The 21,740-nt window shown below is 69.1% G+C and carries 20 protein-coding genes; 5 read left to right on the top strand and 15 right to left on the bottom strand.

Annotation, left to right across the window (positions count from 1 at the left end; all coding sequences use genetic code 11):
* Positions 1–3: 3 nt before the first annotated feature.
* From FBT69_10495 to FBT69_10485, 3 genes are read right to left on the bottom strand one after another with little or no spacing between them, the layout of a single operon-like run.
* A complete protein-coding gene (locus FBT69_10495) occupies positions 4–1,512 on the bottom strand; it encodes a UDP-N-acetylmuramoyl-tripeptide--D-alanyl-D-alanine ligase (GenBank protein ID MDL1905222.1) in 1,509 nt (502 codons plus the stop codon).
* On the bottom strand, positions 1,509–3,119 hold the full coding sequence (locus FBT69_10490; protein MDL1905221.1) for a UDP-N-acetylmuramoyl-L-alanyl-D-glutamate--2,6-diaminopimelate ligase: 1,611 nt from the start codon (positions 3,117–3,119) through the stop codon (positions 1,509–1,511). The genes FBT69_10495 and FBT69_10490 overlap by 4 nt, the downstream gene beginning before the upstream one ends.
* 24 nt (positions 3,120–3,143) lie before the next feature.
* Positions 3,144–4,400, bottom strand: coding sequence for an S-adenosylmethionine:tRNA ribosyltransferase-isomerase (locus FBT69_10485; protein MDL1905220.1), 1,257 nt, complete (start codon positions 4,398–4,400; stop codon positions 3,144–3,146).
* Between the two features lie 128 nt (positions 4,401–4,528).
* On the opposite strand from FBT69_10485, the gene FBT69_10480 reads away from it, so the two are divergent.
* On the top strand, positions 4,529–4,867 hold the full coding sequence (locus FBT69_10480) for a hypothetical protein (protein MDL1905219.1): 339 nt from the start codon (positions 4,529–4,531) through the stop codon (positions 4,865–4,867).
* A 15-nt stretch (positions 4,868–4,882) separates the two neighbouring features.
* Here the strand turns inward: FBT69_10480 and FBT69_10475 are convergent, their stop codons facing one another.
* The 5 genes from FBT69_10475 to FBT69_10455 all read right to left on the bottom strand — a co-directional run bounded on the left by FBT69_10475 (position 4,883) and on the right by FBT69_10455 (position 10,772).
* The gene (locus FBT69_10475) at positions 4,883–5,596 is read right to left on the bottom strand and encodes a type II secretion system protein (GenBank protein ID MDL1905218.1); all 714 of its coding nucleotides are present in this window, start codon (positions 5,594–5,596) and stop codon (positions 4,883–4,885) included.
* Between the two features lie 871 nt (positions 5,597–6,467).
* Positions 6,468–7,619, bottom strand: coding sequence for a hypothetical protein (locus FBT69_10470; GenBank protein ID MDL1905217.1), 1,152 nt, complete (start codon positions 7,617–7,619; stop codon positions 6,468–6,470).
* Positions 7,620–7,948: 329 nt separating this feature from the next.
* Entirely contained in the window at positions 7,949–9,412 is a 1,464-nt protein-coding gene (locus FBT69_10465; protein MDL1905216.1) for a hypothetical protein, read from the bottom strand.
* A gap of 80 nt (positions 9,413–9,492) precedes the next feature.
* Positions 9,493–10,224 (bottom strand): bacillithiol biosynthesis deacetylase BshB1, encoded by a 732-nt coding sequence (locus tag FBT69_10460; GenBank protein MDL1905215.1) that lies wholly within the window; start codon positions 10,222–10,224, stop codon positions 9,493–9,495.
* A gap of 77 nt (positions 10,225–10,301) precedes the next feature.
* Positions 10,302–10,772: a hypothetical protein gene (locus FBT69_10455; protein MDL1905214.1), complete on the bottom strand. Its 471-nt coding sequence runs from the start codon at positions 10,770–10,772 to the stop codon at positions 10,302–10,304.
* Positions 10,773–10,820: 48 nt separating this feature from the next.
* Between FBT69_10455 and FBT69_10450 the strand changes: the two genes are divergently transcribed.
* Positions 10,821–12,179, top strand: coding sequence for a tRNA-dihydrouridine synthase family protein (locus FBT69_10450; GenBank protein ID MDL1905213.1), 1,359 nt, complete (start codon positions 10,821–10,823; stop codon positions 12,177–12,179).
* An 11-nt stretch (positions 12,180–12,190) separates the two neighbouring features.
* On the opposite strand, the gene FBT69_10445 is transcribed toward FBT69_10450, so the two are convergent.
* From FBT69_10445 to FBT69_10425, 5 genes are all read right to left on the bottom strand, one after another.
* Positions 12,191–12,643, bottom strand: coding sequence for a hypothetical protein (locus tag FBT69_10445; GenBank protein ID MDL1905212.1), 453 nt, complete (start codon positions 12,641–12,643; stop codon positions 12,191–12,193).
* A 54-nt stretch (positions 12,644–12,697) separates the two neighbouring features.
* A complete protein-coding gene (locus FBT69_10440) occupies positions 12,698–12,877 on the bottom strand; it encodes a hypothetical protein (GenBank protein MDL1905211.1) in 180 nt (59 codons plus the stop codon).
* 363 nt (positions 12,878–13,240) lie between these two features.
* The gene (locus FBT69_10435; GenBank protein MDL1905210.1) at positions 13,241–14,329 is read right to left on the bottom strand and encodes an A/G-specific adenine glycosylase; all 1,089 of its coding nucleotides are present in this window, start codon (positions 14,327–14,329) and stop codon (positions 13,241–13,243) included.
* Positions 14,316–14,585 carry a scaffolding protein gene (locus FBT69_10430; protein ID MDL1905209.1) on the bottom strand — a complete coding sequence of 90 codons (270 nt, stop codon included), beginning with the start codon at positions 14,583–14,585 and terminating at the stop codon, positions 14,316–14,318. The genes FBT69_10435 and FBT69_10430 overlap by 14 nt, the downstream gene beginning before the upstream one ends.
* A gap of 187 nt (positions 14,586–14,772) precedes the next feature.
* Positions 14,773–15,438, bottom strand: a complete 666-nt coding sequence (locus tag FBT69_10425; GenBank protein MDL1905208.1) for a hypothetical protein — start codon at positions 15,436–15,438, stop codon at positions 14,773–14,775.
* 346 nt (positions 15,439–15,784) lie between these two features.
* Here FBT69_10425 and FBT69_10420 point away from each other — a divergent pair, with 346 nt between their 5' ends.
* Complete coding sequence (locus tag FBT69_10420; GenBank protein ID MDL1905207.1) at positions 15,785–16,369, top strand: hypothetical protein; 585 nt, start codon at positions 15,785–15,787, stop codon at positions 16,367–16,369.
* 192 nt (positions 16,370–16,561) lie between these two features.
* Positions 16,562–17,167 (top strand): PEP-CTERM sorting domain-containing protein, encoded by a 606-nt coding sequence (locus tag FBT69_10415; GenBank protein ID MDL1905206.1) that lies wholly within the window; start codon positions 16,562–16,564, stop codon positions 17,165–17,167.
* Positions 17,168–17,292: 125 nt separating this feature from the next.
* Here FBT69_10415 and FBT69_10410 read toward each other — a convergent pair whose 3' ends face one another.
* Positions 17,293–18,954, bottom strand: coding sequence for a DUF11 domain-containing protein (locus tag FBT69_10410; GenBank protein ID MDL1905205.1), 1,662 nt, complete (start codon positions 18,952–18,954; stop codon positions 17,293–17,295).
* A 457-nt stretch (positions 18,955–19,411) separates the two neighbouring features.
* Entirely contained in the window at positions 19,412–20,866 is a 1,455-nt protein-coding gene (locus FBT69_10405) for a UDPGP type 1 family protein (protein ID MDL1905204.1), read from the bottom strand.
* A gap of 59 nt (positions 20,867–20,925) precedes the next feature.
* On the opposite strand from FBT69_10405, the gene rpe reads away from it, so the two are divergent.
* Positions 20,926–21,582: a ribulose-phosphate 3-epimerase gene (gene rpe, locus FBT69_10400; protein MDL1905203.1), complete on the top strand. Its 657-nt coding sequence runs from the start codon at positions 20,926–20,928 to the stop codon at positions 21,580–21,582.
* Positions 21,583–21,740: the final 158 nt, after the last annotated feature.

Genomic DNA, 21,740 nt, shown 5'->3' with positions numbered 1-21,740 from the left:
CGGTCAGCGTGTGTCGGCGTGCGCGGCGGCGAGGGCCTCGACGACCCGCTCCAAGCCGATCCGGCGCGAGGCCTTGAGGAGAACGGCGTCGCCGGGCCTCAGGAGCGAGGCTACCGCGCTCGCGCCGCCGTTGTCGAGCGCGGGGATTTCCGCCGGAGTTCCCCCCCCTCCGGCGTCGCGCCATGCGGCAGCCATGTCGGCGGCGCGCGAGCCGACGAAGACGGCGGCATCGGCCACGCGGGCAGCGGCACGGGCGACCTCGCGGTGGGCGTCCGCGGAGGCAGCCCCGAGTTCGAGCATCTCGCCGAGGACAACGACGCGCCGTGCCGCGCCGACGGATGCGCCCCCGAACGCGGAGAGACCGGCAAGCATGGAATCGGGGTTGGCGTTGTAGGCGTCGTTGAGGACGGTGATGCCTGCGATGCACCGGCGTTCGAGCCTCATGCCCGGTGCGGCGAAGCGGGCGAGAGCCTCGCGGACAGCCCCATCCGGAACGCCGAACTCGCGTGCGACCGCGATGGCGAACGCGGCGTTCGCGGCGTTATGGCGGCCGAGGAGCGGGAGGCAGAAGCGTGATCGCTCCTGATTTCGAGAAGGTGCCCGGGTTACCGGGTGCGGTGCCTCTGTTCCTGGGGGCGGGGTCTTTCCATGCCCCGTTGTGCTCGCATCGCGTTCTCGAACACAGAACTCGACACCACACTCGCGCTCCACGATGTCAACGACGCCGAGGTCGGGAGTCGCGCCGGTTCCGATGCCGACGGTGCGCACGCCCCGCAGCGTGGCGACGAGGCCGGGCAGGCAGGGGGCATCGGCGTTCCAGACGAGCAGGCCTCCGGGGGGAATGACGCGGGCGAGGTCGAACTTCTCCTCGGCGATGCGGGCGACGGAGCCGAAGGCCTCGACGTGGGCGCGGCCGATGCTTGTGATGACGGCCACGTCGGGGCGCAGCGCAGCGGCGAGCGTGGCGATCTCGCCCGGCGAGTTCGTGCCGACCTCGCAGACGACGAAGCGGTCGCCCTCACGTACGCCGAGGAGTGTGAGCGGGACGCCGAGTGCGTTGTTGTAGGACTTGACAGAGGCCGAGCCTCGCAGCCCCCCCCCTTCGAGCGCGGCCCGGACGAGCTGCGTGGTCGTGGTCTTGCCGTTCGAGCCGGTGACGGCGACGATGCGCACGCCGTCGAACGCGCGGCGTCGCTCCGCGCCGAGCCGGAGGAGCGCGCCCGCCGCGTCCGGGACGCGCAGGACGGCGAAGCCCGGCGGCAGGTCGGCGGCGGGGGTGCACGAGGCGTCCTCGACGACGGCGATGGATGCGCCCGCGGCGGCGGCCGCGCCGACAAAGCGGTGCCCGTCGGTACGCTCGCCGCGCAGGGCGAAGAAGACCTCGCCCCGCCGCAGCGTGCGCGTGTCGATGGACGCTCCGAACGGCGCGGTGGCGGCGGTCGGGCGAACGAGCCACTCGCCGCCGACCGCGGCTTGGACGCGCTCGGCCGTCCAGAAGCGATCGTTGCTCACGCCGCTCTCTCCTCTTCGGCCTTCCGCCTCTGCAACTCTTCCCGCGCCACCAGCAGGTCGTCGAAGTCGATGCGACGCACGCCCCCCGCGCCGTCGGGGAGGAGTTGGTAGGTCTCGTGCCCCTTGCCCGCGATGACGATCCAGTCGCCGGTGGCGGCCCGCTGAACAGCGAGGGCGATGGCGCGACGGCGGTCAGGCTCGACGAGCACGCGGTCCGACACCCCCCCCTCTATTCCCGACATGACCTCAGCGATGATGGCATCGGGCTGCTCGCGGCGCGGGTTGTCGCTGGTGACGACGACGGCGTCGGCCAGTTCCGCGGCGGCCGCGCCCATGCGCGGACGCTTCGTGCGGTCGCGGTCGCCCCCGCACCCGAAGACGATCCAGAGGCGTTCGCCGCGCGAGGCATCGACGAGCGGGCGCACGGCGCGCAGGGCGTTGCGCAGGGCATCGTCGGTGTGGGCGTAGTCAATGAGGACGCGCACGCCGTCGCCGGGCCGGTGGGCGGGTTCGAGCCTGCCGGGGGGCGGGCGGAGCGTGGTGAGAGAGCGGGCGATCGACTCGCCGGGGATTGCGCAGGCCGCGTGTGCCGCGGCCACCGCCTGCAGGACGTTCATGGCGTTGTGCCTGCCGACAAGCGGGACGAGGCTCTCGATCCGGCCCCACGCCCCGCCGATGCGGAGCCTCATGCCCGAGGACACCGTCGTCAGGACCATGACTTCCGCCGCGGTAACCCTCTCCTCTTTGGCCCTTTGGCTCTCTTGTCCTTTGGCCATCTTCCACTCCCGGCACCGCACCACACCCGCCGCGCACGATCGGATCATGCGCTCGTGCCACGGATCGTCGGCGTTGACGATGGCGGTGGCGTTCGGCGGCAGCGCGTCGAAGAGGCGTGCCTTGGCTTCCGCGTAGTTGTCCATCGAACCGTGGTAGTCCTGGTGGTCGCCGGTGAGATTCGTAAAGACTGCGGCGGCGAAACGAAGTCCCGCTGTGCGGCGCTGGTCGAGGGCGTGGCTGGAAACCTCCATGACGGCGGCGCGGCATCCGTTCGCCACCATTCGGGCGAGCGACGCACTGATGTCGATGGCCGCGGGCGTGGTGAGCGTGGACACTCGCGGGCCGGAGCCATCGTCGGTGAAGACGGTGCCGATCAGACCGCACGGCATGCCCGCCCCGATGAGGAGTTGCTGCACGAGGTGGGCGATGGTCGTCTTGCCGTTCGTGCCGGTAACGCCGATGAGGGTGAGGCGCGTGGACGGATCGCCGTGGAAGCGCTCGGCGAGGCGGGCCGCGGCGAGGGGTACGTCGTCGGCGACAAGCAGCGTCGCGCCGGGCGGCATAGCGCCGGTGTCGACGGTTGGGTCGGCAAGCACGGCGGCCGCGCCGCGCGCGACGGCGTCCGCGATGAACGCCCGGCCGTCGGCGCGCGTGCCGGGGCGGGCGATGAACAGGCCGCCGGGCCGGACTTGGCGCGAGTCCTCTGTGACGGCACGGATCGCGACGCCGGCGCACGCGCCCGCCGCGCGGATGCCCGTCCCTTCGATAAGTCTGACCAGGTTCATGCTCTCGCGTCCACGATCCGTTCCGGGCTGGGCTGGGCCCTGCATGCCCCGTCTTCGACCCTGCTCTCACTACGGCAGCACGATCATCGCATCGCCGTAACTATAAAATCGGTAGCCGCTGTTGATCGCCTGCACATACGCCCGCTTGAGCCGATCGACGCCGCTCTCGCCGAGCCGCGCGGCGACCATCGCCATCAGCGTCGAGCGCGGCAGGTGAAAGTTCGTCATCAGCCCATCCACCCATCGCCACGGGTAGCCGGGCGTGATGAGCAGGCGCGTCTCGACCGCCGGCGGCGTCGCGCCGGTGCGCTCGCGCTCGGCGGCGTAGGTCTCGAGCGTGCGCCCGGCGGTCGTGCCGACCGCGATCACGCGCCCGCCCTCGCGCCGGGTCCGCTGGACCATGGCGACGGCCTCCGGAGTCATCGAGCACCACTCCGCGTGCATGGGGTGCTGCTCGACGAACTCCGTCTCGACCGCACGGAAGGTGCCCGCGCCCACGTGCAACGTCACGCCGGCGACGCGCACGCCGCGCTCCTCGACCTCGCGGAGCAGCGCATCGGTGAAGTGCAGCCCGGCCGTCGGCGCGGCGACCGACCCGGCGGCAGCACTTGGATTCTCCCCGGTCCTTTCGCCCCTAGGCCCTCCTGCCATTTGCTCCCGCTCCGCGTACACCGTCTGGTACCACTCCCGGTCCTCGGGCGCATCGGTCGCCAGGCCCGCCGCCCGGCGAGCGGCCAGGATGTACGGCGGCAGCGGCGCCACCCCGATCCGCTCCAGCACCTCCGGCGCACGCAAGCCTCGCTCCCCGGCGTCGTCCTCTTCGGCCCTCTGGCCATTTGGCTCTTTGGCCATTTGCTCCACGCGCACGACCCACGCACCCGCCGGCTCCGGCGCGCGTTCGAGCAGCACGAGGACGACGCCGGATTCGCTCTTCCCGCCCTGCTCCTCCTCTTTGGCCCTTTGGCCCTTTGGCTCTTTGGCCATTTGCTCCACGCGCACGCGTGCTCCCTCGCGGAACCGCCTCGCCCGCAGCAGGCAGACCCACGTGCCGGGGGTCGGGCCGTCGTGGAGGTAGAGGCCATCGACGCGGCCGCCGGTGTCCTCGCGCACCCCGGCGAAGCGCGCTGGCAGCACCCGCGAGCGGTTCACGACCAGCATGTCGCCGGGGTGGAGCAGGCTGGGCAGGTCGCGCACGGAGAGGTGATCGAGCCGGTCGGGGTCGCTCCGGCTGAGCACGAGCAGGCGCGCCGAGTCTCGCGGTTCGGCGGGGCGCACCGCCACGCGTTCCGGCGGCAGGTCGTACTCGAGGTCCGCCGTCCGAAGCACGCTGCCTCCTCGCCACGCATGGCGTCGCCGGGGGGCAACGCGCGTCACAGGCCGCAACACACCGGGCGCGCGGCTCGCGATCTTATCGGGCGCAGGAGCGTCGGCGCGGCGTTCACAGCGTGTGCCGCATGAAGGTCTGCCGCGACGCCCATGCTCCGATCCCGTTCGACCTGCACCTGGCCTGCGAGAACCGCGCGGCCCACGAGTGCGCCCGCCGCGTGACGCCGTGCCCGCCGACCGTGCGCGCGCCGTGCGTCGATGAGGTTTCACGCAGCACGCCCGCGCTGAGGCCGGAATCGATCGCCCCGCGTGGGCGCTCGCCCGAGGAACGGGCGAAGAGGCCGGATGCGCCGCGCCTCGCCGAGGTCGCGCCGGTGCCTGTGCGCCCGAAGGTTGAGCGTGTGGAGACGGTGTACCGGGCGCGCCGGTTCATGCCGCGCGGGTCGATGGTGGACGTGGTGGGGTGAGGGGGCGGCCATCGGCTACCGCAGGTCTCGCCCGGAGACTCCGCCGACGGTGTGCATGCCGTAGACGCCGAGACGGTGGAAGGTGCCATCGCCCAGTCCATCGCCCGATCGCACAGGAGGCATGATCTCATCGCCGCTTGCTGCCATGGCTGCGCCATCGGCGAGTGCGAGGTTGAGTCGGCGTCGCGAGAATTTTTCCGGAAAGTACGGCACGGTCGGGAACGACTCGACGAAGACTGCCTTGTGCGAAGGGAAGACGACCTCGCCGAGCCGCGTTGCGCGCCACTGGGAGGGGCCGAAGCGTGTGTGCTCGTCCCAGTATCGTGGATCGGCGATCAGCGAACACGAGTAGTGATACGAGAGCAGCCCACCCGTACCCGGGCGGACGACCGACGGGTGGAGGAGGACGCCCCCGTAGTAATCGTCCGCGAGTACGAACTGCCAGTAATAGAACGCGTGAAAGTACGGCACGTCTTCGATGACGTAGTTCTGGATATGCAGGGTCGAGTAGGGCTGAGCCGGGTCGGTGATCGCGGGGAATGAATCGCGCCACTCGCCCGCATACATCTGGACGATCGCGGCGTGGCTGCGGAGATTCGCCAGGGAAGCCGCATCTCTGGATCGCTCTCGGACGAACGACAGCGCCGGGAGTGCAATCGCGATCAGCACCGCCACGATCCCGGCGATCAGGACGATTTCGATGAGCGAGAACGCTCTCGAGAATTTCACGGCTCAGCCTCCGTTCCGCGGGACAGTGGCGGCGTTTTGCCTCAGCAGGAGGCCACAGAGGAAGCATCCAACCAGGAAGGCATTCCTGCCGATGACCCAGCCCGCGCTCGATCGCTCCGACTGGAACGTGGCGAACGCTCCAAAGCAACCACACTCAGGCGGCCCGGACAGGGCGTACTCGACTGTGTATGCGCCGGTGAACGCAGCGACGACTGTCGCGCCGAGCAAGGGACCGAACCAGCCGGTATGAAAGCAGCCGATCGCTGCGGCGAGTTCAAGACTGGGCACAAGAACTGCGATGGCATCCACAGTACCTCGAGGGATTACCCTCCGGGATGTGATTGCGCGAGCGAATGCGTCGAGTTCCAGAAGTTTTGCGACCCCCGCAGCGCCAAGTACGATTCCCGGCAGCACGACGAGTACACAATCCCAGACGCGACTCTGCGCCCGCGGACTGAGTGCCGGCGACACTGTCAGCCGCCTCCCGGGGGGCCGCCGGGGATCGGCGTGCATCCTCCGCAGCAGGGCCACTCGTCGCGGACGTTCCCGCCGGTCAGCACGGTCGAGGAAGTGTCTTCGAAGCAGAACGGTCCGGAGGGCGAACCGTCGAGTGCTTGGCACTTTACCCACTGATGAGCGATGCCTGCGTAACCGGCCTGATTCTGGACTGAGACCTGCCTTGCCGGAGGGTTACTCGTGAACTCGACGATGCATCGCCCCGGTCCGGGAACCGGTGGTGAGATCTCGCACGCGCCGTACTGTGCACCATGGACATAGCAGCCGGTCCCGACCGCGACGGATGCGATGGTGGCAGGCGTGAGCATGGTGAGCAGGCGAATCGTGAGCGGCTTCTTCCTCATCGCGTGTCTCCTCAGGTGCGCGGGTTCAGACGCCGCGTTACCGCGCGGCGATTGCGGATTGCAAAGGCAGCGACAGCGCCGCCGGAGATTGCCAGTATCCACCACCCGACTCGGCGCAGTCGGGACGTGGAGGTGAGGGGAGTCATCGACATTCGACCAACGATGGCGCCGTCCTCGATCTCGAGTGTTTCACGAGCGCCGGGGCGGTAGTCGCTCACGTTCCGGATACTCAGGGCGCCGCGGATCGCATCCTCTCCATCCCAGGTGGGCCGTCGAGTCACTTTGGCCAGTTCCCCGGCAGTGATCGGCTCGATGGAGGTGACCGTCCAAACCTCGCGCAGTCGCATGTCAGGAGTTCGCCTGACTTCGATCCGGTGGGCCACCCAGTGTTTCAAGAGAGGGTCGAATCGCCAATCCTGAAACCGCACATCGGTGGCGGGTGTGTCGGCGGAAGGTTGGGCGGGCTGGATGACAAGCGACTCGGTGAGCGGCACGCCGTCCGGGGCCATGCGACCACGGAAAACCCAGCGCCAGCCGCCCCGTGAGTCGGAAGTGGCGGTCGCGGTCCAGCCGTCTGTGGCGTCCGGCTCGAACGAGGTAGGTGCCGGCGAGTTGGGCAGGCCCCACGCCTCTCCAATGCCACCATGGAACAGCCACGAGACGGCCCGCCGAGAACTCGCGAGAAGGTTCGCTTCAGCGCCCGTCTCATCTGCGCGCTCGACAAGGCTCAGGCTGGTCGGCCCGAGCCGCCATGTCGTCTCGCCGTCGAAGCCGAAGTCGCCGAACGCCTGTGACGGCCGTTGCGGCACATCCTTGGACAACCGCCATCTGCGAGGGCCGATCCACAGGCGGTACTCCGCGACAAAGTCGGCACCTTCGCGGACGACCCGTTCATTTTCCGCCAACAGGGGACGATTGCTCGCGAGTACGTCGGCAGCGTTCGGAAGTTTCTCGATCGACTCCAAACGAGCCGTGTGGGAGCGTGCGAACTCGGGAGCGGGAATCGTGATGCGGTAGTTGACGAGTGCGGTTGCGCCAGGCGTCCACTCGCCACAGCGGCGCCAGTGCTGCTCAAACCACCGTGCATCGTGCTGCCCGCTTGCGACGGGAGCAATCAGCGCAAGACCAAGCAGCCACATGGCCGAGAAATAGCGTGCCAGCACGCGAGGACTGTAAAGAATGAGTGCGTTGGGGTCAAGACATCCTACAGGAGTGCGTGTGTGCTGCCCCCACCCCCCCCCCAACTTGTTTCCGGAGTCGGCTCCGATGGGGAAGCAGGCCAAGACTCGCAGAACCGCATTCTCGCACATCCACCATCCATGCAAGCGAGTCTATATGCGCCTGGCGGGTCATGCAGCCAGCAATGTTCGGCAAGTCGCATTTTGCATGATGTTAGGGCAACGCGGGGTGCGACTCGCCTACCGTGGCTGTGCTTTGTCGCGTGAGTCTCAACCGAAACAGCTACGCACCATGCGCAGGAACCGGGTTGCTCTCACGCAGCCCTCACGCCTGCCGGCAGGCCGAGTTCGTCGGCTCTTCGGCAGCGTTCGAGTTCGCGGAGGACTTCGAGGATGAGTCGGCGGTCCTGGTCGCGGCCGATGAGCCAGGGGGCGAAGCGCATCTCCTCGTCAAGGTCGTCGCGGATGAAGCGGAGGCGTTCGACCGGGGTTGCCGCGCAGAGGAGGCAGACGCCGACGGCGACGCGGCCGAGCGTCGTCGGGGAGTCGTCGCCGCATCGGAGTTCAGACTCGACAAAGGCGGCATGGTCGAGACGCGCGGGCGGGTCGCCTGAACGGAGGAGGCGGTCGGCGTGCATGAGGGCGGAGAGGGCGCGCCGGTCGTCGCCCGCGGCGAAGCGGGCGGCGGCGAGGCGGAGTTGGACCACCGGGTCGGTGCGGGCGTGTGCGGCGCAGCGCTCGACGAGGGGGGGGGCGTGCGCGACGGCCCACGCGGAAACGGCGCGGGCGATGGTGCGCTCGGCCGGGCTTGGTTCGTCGAGGCGGTCGGCGAGACGGTGCATGAGGGCGGCGTGGTCGGCGATGGGCCGGCGTCCGAAGAGGCGATCCGGGAGGCCCAAGCGGGACGGATGGCGGGCGAGCGCGCCGGCCGCGAGCGCGAGGTTGCGCACCGCCGCGGCGTCGGAGACGGAGAGCGGCGCGGGGGCGTCGATGGTTACGCCCTGCGTGTCGATGCGGTACGGGAAGACGGCGGCGAGCGAGGGCGTCTCGACCGCGGCCCAGTCGATACGTGCTGCATCGCGCCCGGCACGCTCGTTGGTCACGATGCGGACCGGCCCCGTGCCGTGGCGTGAGACGACGGCGTCGAGGCGGTGACGGCGGCAGGCGGCCATGAGGTCGGGCGTGTCGCTGACGCGGAACCAGCGGACGCCGAAGCGGGGGGCGTCGCGGGTGATGGCGGTCGCGTCGGCGTCGGAGAGGTCGAGGCCGATGCGGAGCGGACGGGCGGGCCAGCGGATGCGGTCGTGCAGCGAGCAGAGGACGGATTCCGGATCGGTTGTGCGAGGACGCAGGCTGGGTGCGCCTGCGAGAGCGGCGCGGAGGGCGAGGGAGAGGAGTTCGCCGAGGAGGGCCGCGGCGCGGGTGAGGAGTTCGGCGGAGAGCGAGAGAGGAGGGAGGTTGAAGAGGGAGTGAGGAGTGTTGGTAGATGCGGGCGAGACGCCCGCCCCACCAGCAAGGGTAGAAGTAGACGTAGGAGAAGTCGCGATCGGAGTAGAAGGAGAAGTAGCGAGTGATGCGGCGGATAGAGTGAAGGCGGTCCATGCACAAGCGATGGCGATGGCGAGCCAGAGGCCGATGGGTAGGCCGAGAGAGAGTTCGGCAAGGCTCGGCACGCCGAGCAAGTGCGCGGTGGCGATGACGGCGCAAGAGGTGAGGACGATGGCCCATACCGGCGTCTGGGGCTGGCGCGGCGACGGTTCTGTGGTGTGGCTGGGCATCCGGGCGGATGCATCGGCGCGATGAGGGACGGGTTTGAGCCGCGGAGCGCACCACGAGCGTTATCGGTCGGCGCGTGGCGTCAGAGCGGGAGGGAGTCGAGCGAGGTCAGGCCGAGGGGTTCGCGGGCGAAGAAGGGTTCGCCTGCCTGCGTGCCGATCCGTGATCCGTAGAAGCGGGCGGCGTGCATGAGCCACTCCGGCACCGCACGGTTGCGCTCGTTGACGACGAACTGCGAGCGGTAGGCGAGGATCGACTCGCGCTTCGCGTCCTCGAAGCCGGTGGCGTCGAGGATGAAGGACGGCTCGGGGACGATGCGCAGGTGCGTGCAGAAGTAGTGGAAGAGCCAGCGGGGGTAAATGGGGGGGGGGATGGACTTGACCCCCGAGTCCTGAGTGTTGAGGCCTGAGGACGGAAGCGTGGGACCGGAAGGGGAGGGCATCGTGATGCCGGTGAGCTTGGCGTCGAAGCGGGCGTCCTCGGCGATGCGGGTGACGGCGCGGTGATCGGGGTGCGCGTCCTCCGGGTAGGGGACGAAGAGCACCTGGGCCTGGTGCGCGCGGATGGCGCCCGCGACTGCGTGCCGGGCTTCGATGGTGTGTTGGACGAAACGGTTCGGAAGATCAAGGCACACCCGGCGCACCGGCAGGCCGCGCGGGAATCGCGCGGGATCGGGGGAGAGCAGCCGTGCGGCCTCGGCGGCCTCGCGGGCGCGGGTCTCACGGTCTCCGTGCGGCGTCGGCTCGCCGTCGGTCACGTCGAGGATGAGCACGTCGTGGCCCTGCGCGGCGAGGCGCGCGATCGTCGCGCCCATGCCGAGTTCGGCGTCGTCGGGGTGCGGGGCGACGACGAGAACGTTGGCCACGGCGCAGCTCCGAGGGGTAGTGGGTGTCAGTTCTGCCCGCCGACGACCACCAGGCCGTAGATCACGGTCTGATTGTCGGTGGTGGTTTCGAGTTCGGCCATGACGACGCGGTCGGGCTGCTCGGTGGCGAAGAACCCTCCCCCGCGGAAGGCATCGCCGTATTCGTCGCGGAACTGCTTGAGAGGGAGCGTGATGGTCCGGCCGGCCTCGAAGCCGGCGATGGGTCGGCTGTAACGGCGGTTGATCCAGAGCGTGGACGGGCCGAAGGAGCGTGCGGTGGTGTTGGTGAGCGTGATGACGGGGCCGTCGCGCGCGACCTGCACGTCGAGTTGCTCGCTCGGCTCGATCGTTGCCGGGTAGGGGCGGTCGTAGGGGCCGACGGGGCCGCCGACGAGCGCCGTCGGCACGCGCGAGCACGCGACACACAACACCGGCGCGGCGAGAGCAAGCCCCACGAGGGGGATGCGTGCGGCGTGCGTCGACGGACGGTCGGGCATGGTCGCGGCTCCTGGGGGCGCGGGGCGCTCACCCTATCCTCATAGGGTATGGGATGCTCCGGCTCCAACGCGACCGCGCCCTCGCAGGCCATCGCCCCCGGCGCGGAGGCCGTGGACGCGCGCCGGCTCGCCGAGCGACTTGTGTCGGAGCACGGCCCGAGCGGGGTGCATCCTCGCGTGCGTGAGGTCGTGGCGGGGTTTGATGGGCCGTTCTTCCAAGCGGGGCTGGCGGGGTACTCGGACGCGGCGATGCGGATCATCGCGCGTCGTCACGGGTGCCCGTACTGCGTCACCGAGGCCCTTCTGGACCGCACGCTGCTGGCGGGGGGGCGAGGCTTTGCCAAGGCCGACCTGGGCGAGTTGCACGACAATGTGCCGGGCGGTGCTGAGGACCACCCGCTGGCGGGGCAGCTGATGGGGAGCGAGCCGCGTGAGATGGCGGCGGCAGCCCTGAAACTGGTGGAGCAAGGAAAGCGCGCGGACCGCGAGTACCGGCGACTGGCCTACAACGGCGCGCTCGCGCCGGGGGTCGAGCAGCACCTGCGGCTGCCGGGGGGGGAGCAGATCCGAAGCGGCACATGGCCGCATCGCCAAGTGGCCGAATCGCCGAAGGGGAGTGTTGGTGGAGGCGGGGGCGGCTCGAGCGATGAGATGTCCTTCGCGGCGATCGACGTGAATCTGGCGTGCCCGGTGAAGAAGATCGCGAGCAAGGCGAGGGGGGGGCACTGGCTGGCCGAACCGGAGGGGGCGATCCGCATCCTGGAGGCGGTGCGCGAGGCGTTGCCCGCGAGCGTGCCGACGACGGTGAAACTGCGGCGGTCGTTCGACGACACGCCCGAGATGGCGGCGGCGTGCCTGCGCATCCTCGACGCGGCGTACGACATGGGCTACGCCTGGGCCACCGTCCACGCCCGCACCGTCGAGCAGAAGTACGTCGGGCCGAGCCGGTGGGACGCGCTGCGGGAGATCGTGCGGCACGTGCGTCGGCGCGATCCGGACCGCGTGATCTTCGGCTCCGGCGACGTGTGGAATGCCGAGGACGTCTACCGGATGATCGGGTACACGGGCGCGAACGCCGCGGCCGTGGCTCGCGGGTGCATCGGCAACCCGTGGGTCTTCCGGCAGGCGCGGCAACTGCTCGCGGGCGAGACGCCCGCCGCGCCGAGCGTCGAGGAGCAGCGGGGCGTGCTCGAGGAGCACTTCACGCTCGCGCTGGCGGTCAACGCCGGGGCCAGGCGGCCGGAGGTCTACACCGGAAAGGTGATGCGGAAGTTCGGCATCCGCTTCGCTGAGCACCACCCGAGGTCGGAGGAGGTGCGCCGCCGGTTCGTGGGCGTGTGCAGCCTGGAGGACTGGCGGTGCGTGCTGGAGGAGTTCTATGCGACGCCAGCGGCGTGTCCGGAGTGAACGTGCCGCCGTCAGGAATCGTCCCGCATGACTTGCCAGGAGCGCGACATCGAGTCGTACCACAGGGCTTCCGGACCGTTATAGAGACCGGACTGCCGATAACGGGAGAACACGACCAGATTGAAGTGATCCGCTTCGGATCGCATGATGGCATACGACCACGCGCCATCACCCACCGTCGGCGACTCGATGGCCGACAGGAAGTCTGGCGCCAGATCGTCGAGGGACGCCGGGAGTCTTCCGTTCTGCTCGCGAAACGCCTCGATGGCCGCGATGATCGGCTCGGCTCGGCGCTTCGTCTCTCGGATGTCCGAGTCGCTCCATGATTCTCCGATCGCGAGGAACTCTCGCACGAACTCATTGCGGATCAGGTACATGCCGACACCCGCCGCCGCCACAACAATGAACACGAGCGGAAGGCCGATCAGCAGGCATCGCCGAAACCGTTTCCTTCTGCTGCTCATGCGTGCACCACTAGAGTGAACTCTTGACGGTGTATCCCGAAGGCGACAATGCCATCATTCCTGTTGGGAGAGAAGTTCGACTAGATCAAAGATGTCGCCGCTGTCGACGATGCCATTGGCGTTGAAATCGGCGGTTCGGAAGTCGTTGCCGAACTCCAAGATCGCCGAGACCAGATCCATCTCGTTTACAACGCCGTCGCTGTTCACGTCTCCAACCGGGGCTGGGCCGATCACGCCTCCACGTGTGGAAGCGGGTCGATTGTCACTGGGCCATGGAAAATGAAGAGCAACCCCTTGCCGTCGGCGGCATCTGGGTCTGAGACAATCAGATCTGGGACGCCATCGCCAGTGAAGTCGTCTGCGATGAGCAGGGCCTCGCCGTATCGGGCAGACTGTGCTCTGGCCATCTGCGAACCTGCCGCAAGCACGACAAACAGAACACACAGCACCGTTGTAATACGCCGTATCCTGAGCCTCCCGTTCGATTCGGCTTCGTCGTGGTGGTGAGGCAGGATAGCGTATCCGCGTCAAGTTCGCAAGCGGTTGTCTCCGACTCTGCATAGGTGTTCGGTCACCGCATCCTGTCCGTGCTGCTCATCAGATGGGTTCGAGCAGAATCCTCCGCTGCGGCGTCGAGAGGGGCAGGCGGGCCGCGGCGGTGCGGGTGAGCCAGCGCGAGCCGGGTCGGGCGCGGGCCAGAGCGCGGGCGTCGGCGGAAGCGAGGACGCCCGCGGTCCAGGCGGTGAACTCGACGGTGCGGTGCGTGGTGGCGTGGGTGAAGCGGTCGGCGCGTGAGAGCGGCGCGTCGAGCGCGAGCCAGGCGCGGAGGGTGCGCGCGGCCGCGCGCCGGGCGTGGTGCTCGCGCGTCGGCGCCTGCCAGAGGCTCGCCCACATGCCGGCGGGAGGGCGTGGCTCGACGAGGACGCGGCCGCGCCGGTCGCGCGCGAGGACGGCGTCGCAGTAGAGCGTGGCGCGGGCGGGTTGTGCCGCGGGGCGCGGGAGGTCGTGCTGCGAGCCGTCGCGCGCGGCGATGCAGACGCCGGCGAGGGGGCAGGCGTCGCAGCGCGGGGCGCGCGGCGTGCAGACGGTTGCGCCGAGTTCGATGAGCGCCTCGTTGACGAGGCCGGGGTGGGCGTCGCGCGGGAGGGCGTGCATCCACGCGGCGACCTGCTCGCGGGCCGCGGCGCACGCTCGCGGCGAGGCGGCGGCGAGCGGGAGTGCGTGAAGGCGGATCACGACGCGGGCGGCGTTGCCGTCAGTCGCGGGCACCGGGACGCGGTGGGCGAGGGATGCGACGGCGGCAGCGGTGTAGTCGCCGACGCCAGGGAGCGCAGCCAAGGCAGCGGGGTCGGCCGGGATACGGGCGTTGTGGTGAGCGACGATCGATCGGGCGGCGGCGTGGAGGTTGCGGGCACGCCGGTAGTAACCGAGCCCTGACCAGAGGGCGAGGGCGTCATGCTCGGAGGCGCGGGCGAGCGAGGGGAGGTCGGGGAAGCGGGCGAGGAAGAGCGGGAGTCGTTCGGCGACGCGCGCGACCTGCGTCTGCTGGAGCATGAACTCGCTCACCAGAACCATGTACGGGTCGCGCGGGGCGTCGAGCGGGATCGGGCGCCACGGCAGAGGGCGCGCGGCGCGCCGAAACCACGCGAGCAGCGCACGGACCTGGTCGCGTTCAGTCGGCGGCATGGAGAGCGCGCTCGACGCCGGCGCGGATGGCGGACCATCGCGCCCCGGGCGACTTGGTGACGGTGATGAACGCCGCGTGGATGAGCAGCGCGGTCACGCCCGGCACGGCGAAGAGGGCCTGCGCGAGAGCGTCGTCGCCGGAAACTTCCCCGCTGGTTCGGTACGACCGAGGGATGTCGGCCGGGCAGGGTTCAACGAGGCACTTGAGGGCGTTCGGGTTCGGCGTGGACTCGAACGCGAGGACGCGGTAGGGCATGACGCGATGGTACGCGCGGCGAGAGCACGGCTCGCGCACGGAGCAGCGGCGCGAGGTCGCACGAACCGCCGCGCCGCCCGGGGCGCGAGGCCCCGCACGTCCCGGGGGACGGCTCCGCTCTCCCCTCCAGGGGTGGGAGATCGGGGCGGAGAGGTCCGATGTCGTCGTGTGAGGATGTGAACGGCCGTCAGCGGCGTCGTCGGCAGCAGACCAGGCCGGCCAGGGCGAGCACGCCAATGGTGCCTGGCGCGGGGATGAGAACGACGTTGTCCAGGCCGGAGTTCACGCCGATGTCATTCAGGTTCGCGCGGATGCGCAGGTCGTCGAGTGCGGAGAGCGCAGCGGTGATGTCGCCGAGGGTCGCGGGCAGGTTGGTGTCGAGGTTCGTCCAGCCCATGCCGACGCCGATCGGGACGGAGTAACTTGACCAGCGGAGCGTCGTAGGCGGCAGGTCGTAGCCGAGGATGACGCCGTTGCCGGAGATGGTGATGTCGTACGCGTAGTCCACCTGCTGGGGGTTGTTGTTGTGGGGCGGATCCCACACTCGGCGGTCGAGAGTCAGGAAGGTGCCGCCGATCGCGCCGGTCTTGTTGCCGAGGAACTTGGCGGGCGCAACGAAGGCGGCTTCGCCGGGATCGAAGGTGCCCGGAACGGTGATGAAGCCGCCCGGGTTGCCGAAGCCGAGCACGTGGAGCGCGCCGGCCGTAGAGATTTCGCTCGGGGGCAGCATGGAATCGCTGACGACCCATCCTTCGGTGCCCGTGTCGAACGTGCTGGTCACGATGCCCGCCTGGGCGACGGATGCGGCGGCTGCGATGAACGCGGCGGCGTGCGCGTGCATGGAACGGTTCACGGTTGCTCCTCCCACCCCACGGACTTCCACTCACTTCGGGCCGGGAGCCACCACCGACGGTGCGCCCCGGCCCGGAAACCATGCCACACCGTTTGCCGATCGCAAGGGAAAGCGGGGCAGGTCAGGCGAGATTCGTCGTGTTTCCCGCTTTGAACGCGCCAGAGCCGGTGTTACCACGAGGGACTAGACGTCTTGTACGGCGTTTGAACGGTATTTCGGGGCAAACTTCTTTGAGAAAAATTGCGAGAGACCCCTTTCGCGGCGGTGGGGGAGTCAGGTATGATGGACTCGTACCCGCTGCAACGTGGCGGCGGTCGAATGTGTGAGAAGAGAGGAGTAACAAGCAATGCGGAACGTTTGTGCGCTGCTCGCGCTCGCGGGCACTGCGGCCATCGCGTCGGCCCAGTACACCATGCACTGGTACTGGACTGGTCCTGCCACCCTGGATCCGAGCAACCCGACCGGCACCTACACCCTGTGGGCCCAGATGGGCGGCTCCCCGATCGTCGGCTACGCCGGCTCGATCTTCGACATCAACGCCGGCTGCAAGACCTGCGACGGGTTCATCTCGAACGGGAAGGGCAACCCCGCCCTCGGCGCGCTCTCCAACGCGAACGGCACTCAGATTGACGCTGAGAACATCGTGATGGCGGACACCTTCCAGCTCCCGCCGTTCTTCAACCCGAACTTCGATCCCAGCAACCCGATGTGGGTCTACACGCTGGACATCACCGCCACCTCGTTCAACGGCGGCACCTTCACCCTGACCACCCTCAACCACCTGAACCACAGCATCTATGTCGACCAGTTCGGCACCTCCAAGGAGGCGACCCCGACGATCGACGGCCTGCGGATCACCTGCGTTCCGACGCCGGCCAGCCTCGGGCTGATCGGCCTCGGCGGCCTCGTCGCCGCCCGTCGCCGCCGCTGATCGCGGTCGCGAACGAGCGCGAAGCTCCAAGCTTCTCGAACCCCGCTCGGGATACCCCGGGCGGGGTTTGTTTTTTCTCCAGACAGAACGCCTTCGCTCCCGAAGGGGGTTGCGTGGCCCCACGAACCGTGGTATCAAGTTGAATCTGGGCGATGCGGTCTCTGGGGGCCACACGAGACCAAGAGGCGGACCATGACACGGACCATCACGGCGGCTGCTGCGGCGGTGTGTTCCGCCGGCATCGCCTACGCGCAGTACACCATGGACTGGCGCTGGACCGTCAGCGACACCGGCAACGAAGACGGCATCATCGAGCCGGGCGAGCACGCGCTGCTGGCGCTCCTGGCAGCGTGGGACGGGCCGCCCCCCGTCTACTACGCCGGCTCGGTGTTCGAAATCCTCGGTGTCTCGGGCTGGAACAAGGGGACGCTGCTGGTCGCGGACGGGAACGACACGTTCGGCCAGTTGACCAATGAGGACGGCGTCCCCCAGCCGAACAACGACATCCTCGCCATCGACACCTTCCAGTTGCCCAGGTTCTTCAACCCGCAGTTCTGGGAGGGCAACCCGGTCGTCGTCTACTGGATCGAGTGGGTGCCGGACGACTACTCGCCCCGCACGGTCTCCGGCACGTCGGCGAACCACCTGAATCACTCCCTCTACATCGACGACTTCGGCACCTCCGTGGAAGCGACACCGACGATCGAGGGGTTTTCGTTCCAGGTCGTGCCCGCGCCCGCGAGCGTTGCGCTGCTCGCCTCCGGTGTCGTGTGCGCGGGCCGTCGGCGTCGGTCCTGAGTGTCGGAACGCGCCGGACGGCCTTACAGCCGTAGCCGCCGTGCCGGATGTGGCGCAAAGAGAAACGGGGCGCACCCCGGTGAGTGCGCCCCGCATTCGTTGCTGTCATTGTTGTCGGTCGAGAATCAGCGGTAGAAGTTGGTCGTCTCGACCTTGAGGAGCGGCCGTGTGATCTCGTTGCTGGTCGCCTCGGCCCGGAACGAGACCTGCCCCGGGTTCTTGGCGCGGATCACGACGCGGTAGGTCGCCGCACGGCCGGCTTCGAGGCGGGCGATCGCGGGGAAGGTGATGTTGCGGCCCTGGGCGGTGCCGGTGACGCCGCCCTCGCCGGACGCGCTGACGAACTCCATGGTGTCGCCCTCGTCCATCGTGCAGACGAGCTTGACGCCGGTGAGCGCGGCCGAACCCTGGTTGGTCACGATGAGCGTGTAGGTCGTGGTGTTCCCGACCTCGACGGGGTCGGGGTTGTCGTTGCCTTCGAGCAGCAGGGCCGGGATGCCCTCGACCGCAGTGGTGGTCGGGCAGGAGACGGGGTCGGCGCAGTCGGCGACAGCGCTGGCGTTGGCCGTCACGGAGCCGATGGAGGCCGCGGTCGTGTTGACGGTCAGTTTGCGCGAGGCGTTCGGGGCGAGCGTGCCGAGGTTCCAGACGATCCGGCCGTCTCGGACCGCACCGCCGTCGGAGATGCTGCCGATGGTGACGCCTGCGGGGATGGTCTGCGTGACGACGGTGTTCGTCGCCGGCGCGTCGCCGGTGTTGCTGACGGTGACGGCGAAGTCAACCGGGCGGCCGACGAAACGGCGCTCGGGCGACTCGCAGGCGATGGTCAGTTTCGGCGCGACGACCTTGGTCTCGACCGGCGCGGCGTCGGCGGTCAGGGCGCCGCCCTTGGCCTTCGCGCTCGCCGAGTAGGTGCCCGTCGAGGCCGCCTTGACCTGGATGGTCTGGGCCTTGGCCTGCCCGGCGGCGAGGTCGCCGGCGGAGAGAGTGACGGACGTGCGGCCGTCGAGCGTGGTCACGCCGCGCGGCAGGGCAACGTCAACGGTCACGTTCTGGGCGACGCCCGTGCCGGTGTTGCGGACGGTGACCTCGAGGTTGTACGCATCGCAGAGGAGGACGGTCGAGGGGCCGACCAGCGCGAGTTGCAGCGCGGGCTGGACAACCTGGGTCTCGCTGCAGAGCGGCACCTTGTAGCGGACGTCGGCGCAGGCTGCGATGGTCTGGGCGTTCGATGCGCTGCCTCGGATGCGGATGGTGCGCGACTCACCGGGGGCGAGGCGGTCGATGGTCCACTGGCCCTGGCCCGTGGGAGCGGGGTCAGAGGACGCGAACTTGAAGTTGGGCGACATCTGCTCGGTGAGCACGATGTCCTCGATGGTCGAGTCGGTGTTGTTCGTCAGGCGGTACTCGTAGGTGAACTCCTCGCCCAGGGCGACCTGCGCCGGGGCGAACTTCTCGACGAGGAGCTGCGGCGTGCGGGTGTGGCCCGTCGGGTAGGCCGCGATGACCGAGCCGGTGCGCGGTGCAGGTGCAGGGCGGGGCTGCTCGGCCCGAGGCTCGGGCGCGGGGCGTGCGGCCTCCTGTCCGGCGACGTTGCGGCCCATGCCGTGGGAGAAGCCGGCAGCGTGCGGGGACGCGCCGGTCTTCTGCGCACGCTGCCAGGTTTCCGAATCCCTGTGCATGCCGGAGGAGCCGGTCTGCTCGCAACCGACGATGCCCAGAGCGCCGACGAGGGCGACGGAGGCCGCCGCGGCGCAGACCCACCGAGAGATGCTCTGTTTTCTCATGGATTAAACTCCGAAAAAAGGCCGAACGAGAAGTGAGTTTTCGCGTGCCTGTGTTCGGAACGTCTCTCCCCAGGCCGCGACCTGACGCGGACAACTATTGGCCCGCTCCACCCGGAAATCCTCTCAGGTGCACGCGAGAAGTCGCTGCAGGATGACGTCAGAGCGGCGTGTGTCGTCGCGAGAAGGAGCGGATGCGAGAACGCTCATCCCCGGTGGCTGCTGTAAACACTGTTTTCATAAGCACTTGCGATAGTGTTCGGGAATCGCAAGGCAAGCTATGCCATCGGCACGCTCGCGGTCGTGCAAGCGCAAAGGCACTGACTCGCAGGCTTGATCGGGGTCACAACCGTCGTCTGCAACCGCGAGGGACAGCGTGTGGTTGAGAGTTCGCACGACCGTCGTAGATGAGAAGCGGGCAAGTGGCGGGACGACGAAGCAGCGACGGCCGCGGCGCTATTCACACAACGAGGCTGCTACCAGGCTCGATGATGAGGATGCCCCGGCCATGAAGGAGGTCATCTCGTTCCAGGGCCGTCAACGGGCTGAGTTCGATCGTGCAGTCCGGCACGCGGCGGGTGGTCCCGTCGGTCAGCCGCTCTTCGCGCCACGGTACCTTCACCCCCGCCGCTTCGAGCCAGCGGGCGGCGCGCAGCGTTTGGATCTCGCGGCTGGTTCGGGGGCTGTCCACACCCTCGGCATTCTTGATCGGCGCGAACTCCTCCACGCGATCCGCCTCGTACACGATGGATGCGCGGGCGAGCGGCAGGGCGTCGAAGACGAATCGCTCGAGTTTCACGCCGTTCGGCTCGCGCGGCTCGACGCGCTCGCCGGTGTCGGGGTCGATGCACGGCACTTTCTTCTCCGCCCGGTGCCAGGGCAGGGCGAACGCGGGATCGGAGTTCAGCCGCTCGACGAACTCGACGCTCAGGACGTGGATGGCGGGGCTGCCCGCGAGGAAACGGAGCCTGCCGTCGGGGAGGCGTTCGCGCTGGCGCTCTATCGGCAGGTCGGAATACTCGATGATCCGCAGCCGCCCTCCGGCGACGCAGAACACCCCGAGTTTTTCCTCCGGGTAGGCCTTCGCGAGCATCTTGCTCGACATCTCGGCTGAGGAGTCAGGGGCAGTGGCGTGCAGGCCCAGGAAGACGGGATCGGTGACGCGGACGATGGGGTTGTCCACTTGGAAGTAACTGAGGTGCTCGACGCCGCGCCGGCGCATGTCGTCGAGCGAGCCGGAGACCTTCAGCGCACGAAGTGACCCGCCGTGACCGTCAGGGTTCGTGGCGATCTCGCCCGGCGCCGCGAGCAGGATGCGCCCGGTGTGCAGGTCGAAACTGGGCCTCGTGCCCTGCGGGAAGAACATCACGGCGTCGCGACGGAGGCCGAAGTAGCCTCTCTCCTCGAAGAACGCGACTGTGGCGTCGTGGTTGAGCGGGCTGGTCATCACGTACCAGGGCGGGGGCACGCCGTACTTCTCGCCCGTTTTCCGGATGCCCTCGGCGAAGAACTGGAAGAGCGGCTTGCCGGTGACCGCGCCCGCCGGGTAGCAGCCCTTGGGGCCGTCGTAGCCGAGGCGGGTGCCCTGGCCGCCGGCGACCGTGAAGCAGGCGACCTTGCCCGCGCGGAGCAACGCCTCCCCCGCGGCCCGATACGCCGTTCGGTCCCAGGTCCGCACGGGCGATGCCGGGTCGTTGGGGTAGTACGGGGCCGGCTCGATGTCCGCCGGCAGGTCGATGGGTGGCGTGCCGAGCACGTAGTCGCGCACCAGCACGGGAACGGCGTCAAGGTCGATCGCCTCGATCTGGGCGAGGAGTGCGCGCCGAGCGTCGGGCGACAGGCGGTCGTGGAAGTAGAGCAGGTGCTGCTGGCCGGCGCGTTCGAGTCGGTGGCGGAGAGCGTGCAGGTCGGGCATGTGGGGAGGGTAGAGGGTAGAGTCCGCCCGTGGCCGACCTGTTCACGCGACCGCCGCGCCTGCCGTTGATCGCCCCGTCGATCCTGTCAGCGGACTTCGCGCGGATGGGGGAGGAGTGCCGCGGTGTGCTGGCGTCGGGCGCGGACCTGCTGCACCTGGACGTGATGGACGGGCACTTCGTGCCGAACCTGACGATGGGGCCGGCGCTGTGCGCTTCGCTTCGGCGCGCCTTGCCTGGGGCGTTCCTCGACGTCCACCTGATGGTGGAGGAGCCGGAGCGGTTCGTCGGGCCGTTCGTCGAGGCGGGCGCGAACCACATGACGTTCCACGTCGAGGCGATCGGGTTGGAAGCGTGCGTGCGGCTGGCGGAGCGTGTGCGCTCGCTGGGCGCGACGGCGGGCGTGGCAGTCAACCCGGCCACCCCGGCTGAGGCCGTGCTGCCGGAAGTGGCGGCGTTCGACCTCGTGCTGGTGATGAGCGTCAATCCCGGCTTCAGCGGGCAGGCGTTCATCGGTGCGGTGCTGGACAAGACACGGGTGATCTCGGCCTGCCTTCGCCCGGATCAGCGACTGGAAATGGACGGCGGAATCGGACCGGGCAACGCGGCGGGGGTGCGGGAGGCGGGGTGCGACGTGCTCGTGGCGGCGTCGGCCGTCTTCGGCGTGCCGGAGGCACAGCGAACTCCTGTGATTGTTGCCCTACGCGGGTCACGCTGACGAGCAGAAGTCGGCTTGAGTCAAGGGTAAACACCTGGACAATTGTTGATTGTCAACCGACACGGGGTACCGATGCTACACTGAGCGGCCTCGAACCCCGGACCCGGCGCAGCCGGAGAGTCGCGGGGGCGGAGCAGCGGCCGGGATACGCCGCCGGG

The organism is Synechococcales cyanobacterium CNB (assembly GCA_030263455.1).
GTDB lineage: Bacteria > Planctomycetota > Phycisphaerae > Phycisphaerales > UBA1924 > CAADGN01.
This window is presented reverse-complemented; position numbering and strand designations above follow the sequence as displayed.

Coding starts and splice junctions, on each gene's coding strand:
- FBT69_10490 (MDL1905221.1), bottom strand. CDS start 3,119: ATGCAGGGCCCAGCCCAGCCCGGAACGGATCGTGGACGCGAGAGCATG.
- FBT69_10480 (MDL1905219.1), top strand. CDS start 4,529: ATGAAGGTCTGCCGCGACGCCCATGCTCCGATCCCGTTCGACCTGCAC.
- FBT69_10465 (MDL1905216.1), bottom strand. CDS start 9,412: ATGCCCAGCCACACCACAGAACCGTCGCCGCGCCAGCCCCAGACGCCG.
- FBT69_10460 (MDL1905215.1), bottom strand. CDS start 10,224: ATGGGCGCGACGATCGCGCGCCTCGCCGCGCAGGGCCACGACGTGCTC.
- FBT69_10455 (MDL1905214.1), bottom strand. CDS start 10,772: ATGCCCGACCGTCCGTCGACGCACGCCGCACGCATCCCCCTCGTGGGG.
- FBT69_10450 (MDL1905213.1), top strand. CDS start 10,821: ATGGGATGCTCCGGCTCCAACGCGACCGCGCCCTCGCAGGCCATCGCC.
- FBT69_10445 (MDL1905212.1), bottom strand. CDS start 12,643: ATGAGCAGCAGAAGGAAACGGTTTCGGCGATGCCTGCTGATCGGCCTT.
- FBT69_10435 (MDL1905210.1), bottom strand. CDS start 14,329: ATGCCGCCGACTGAACGCGACCAGGTCCGTGCGCTGCTCGCGTGGTTT.
- FBT69_10430 (MDL1905209.1), bottom strand. CDS start 14,585: ATGCCCTACCGCGTCCTCGCGTTCGAGTCCACGCCGAACCCGAACGCC.
- FBT69_10420 (MDL1905207.1), top strand. CDS start 15,785: ATGCGGAACGTTTGTGCGCTGCTCGCGCTCGCGGGCACTGCGGCCATC.
- FBT69_10415 (MDL1905206.1), top strand. CDS start 16,562: ATGACACGGACCATCACGGCGGCTGCTGCGGCGGTGTGTTCCGCCGGC.
- FBT69_10410 (MDL1905205.1), bottom strand. CDS start 18,954: ATGAGAAAACAGAGCATCTCTCGGTGGGTCTGCGCCGCGGCGGCCTCC.
- FBT69_10405 (MDL1905204.1), bottom strand. CDS start 20,866: ATGCCCGACCTGCACGCTCTCCGCCACCGACTCGAACGCGCCGGCCAG.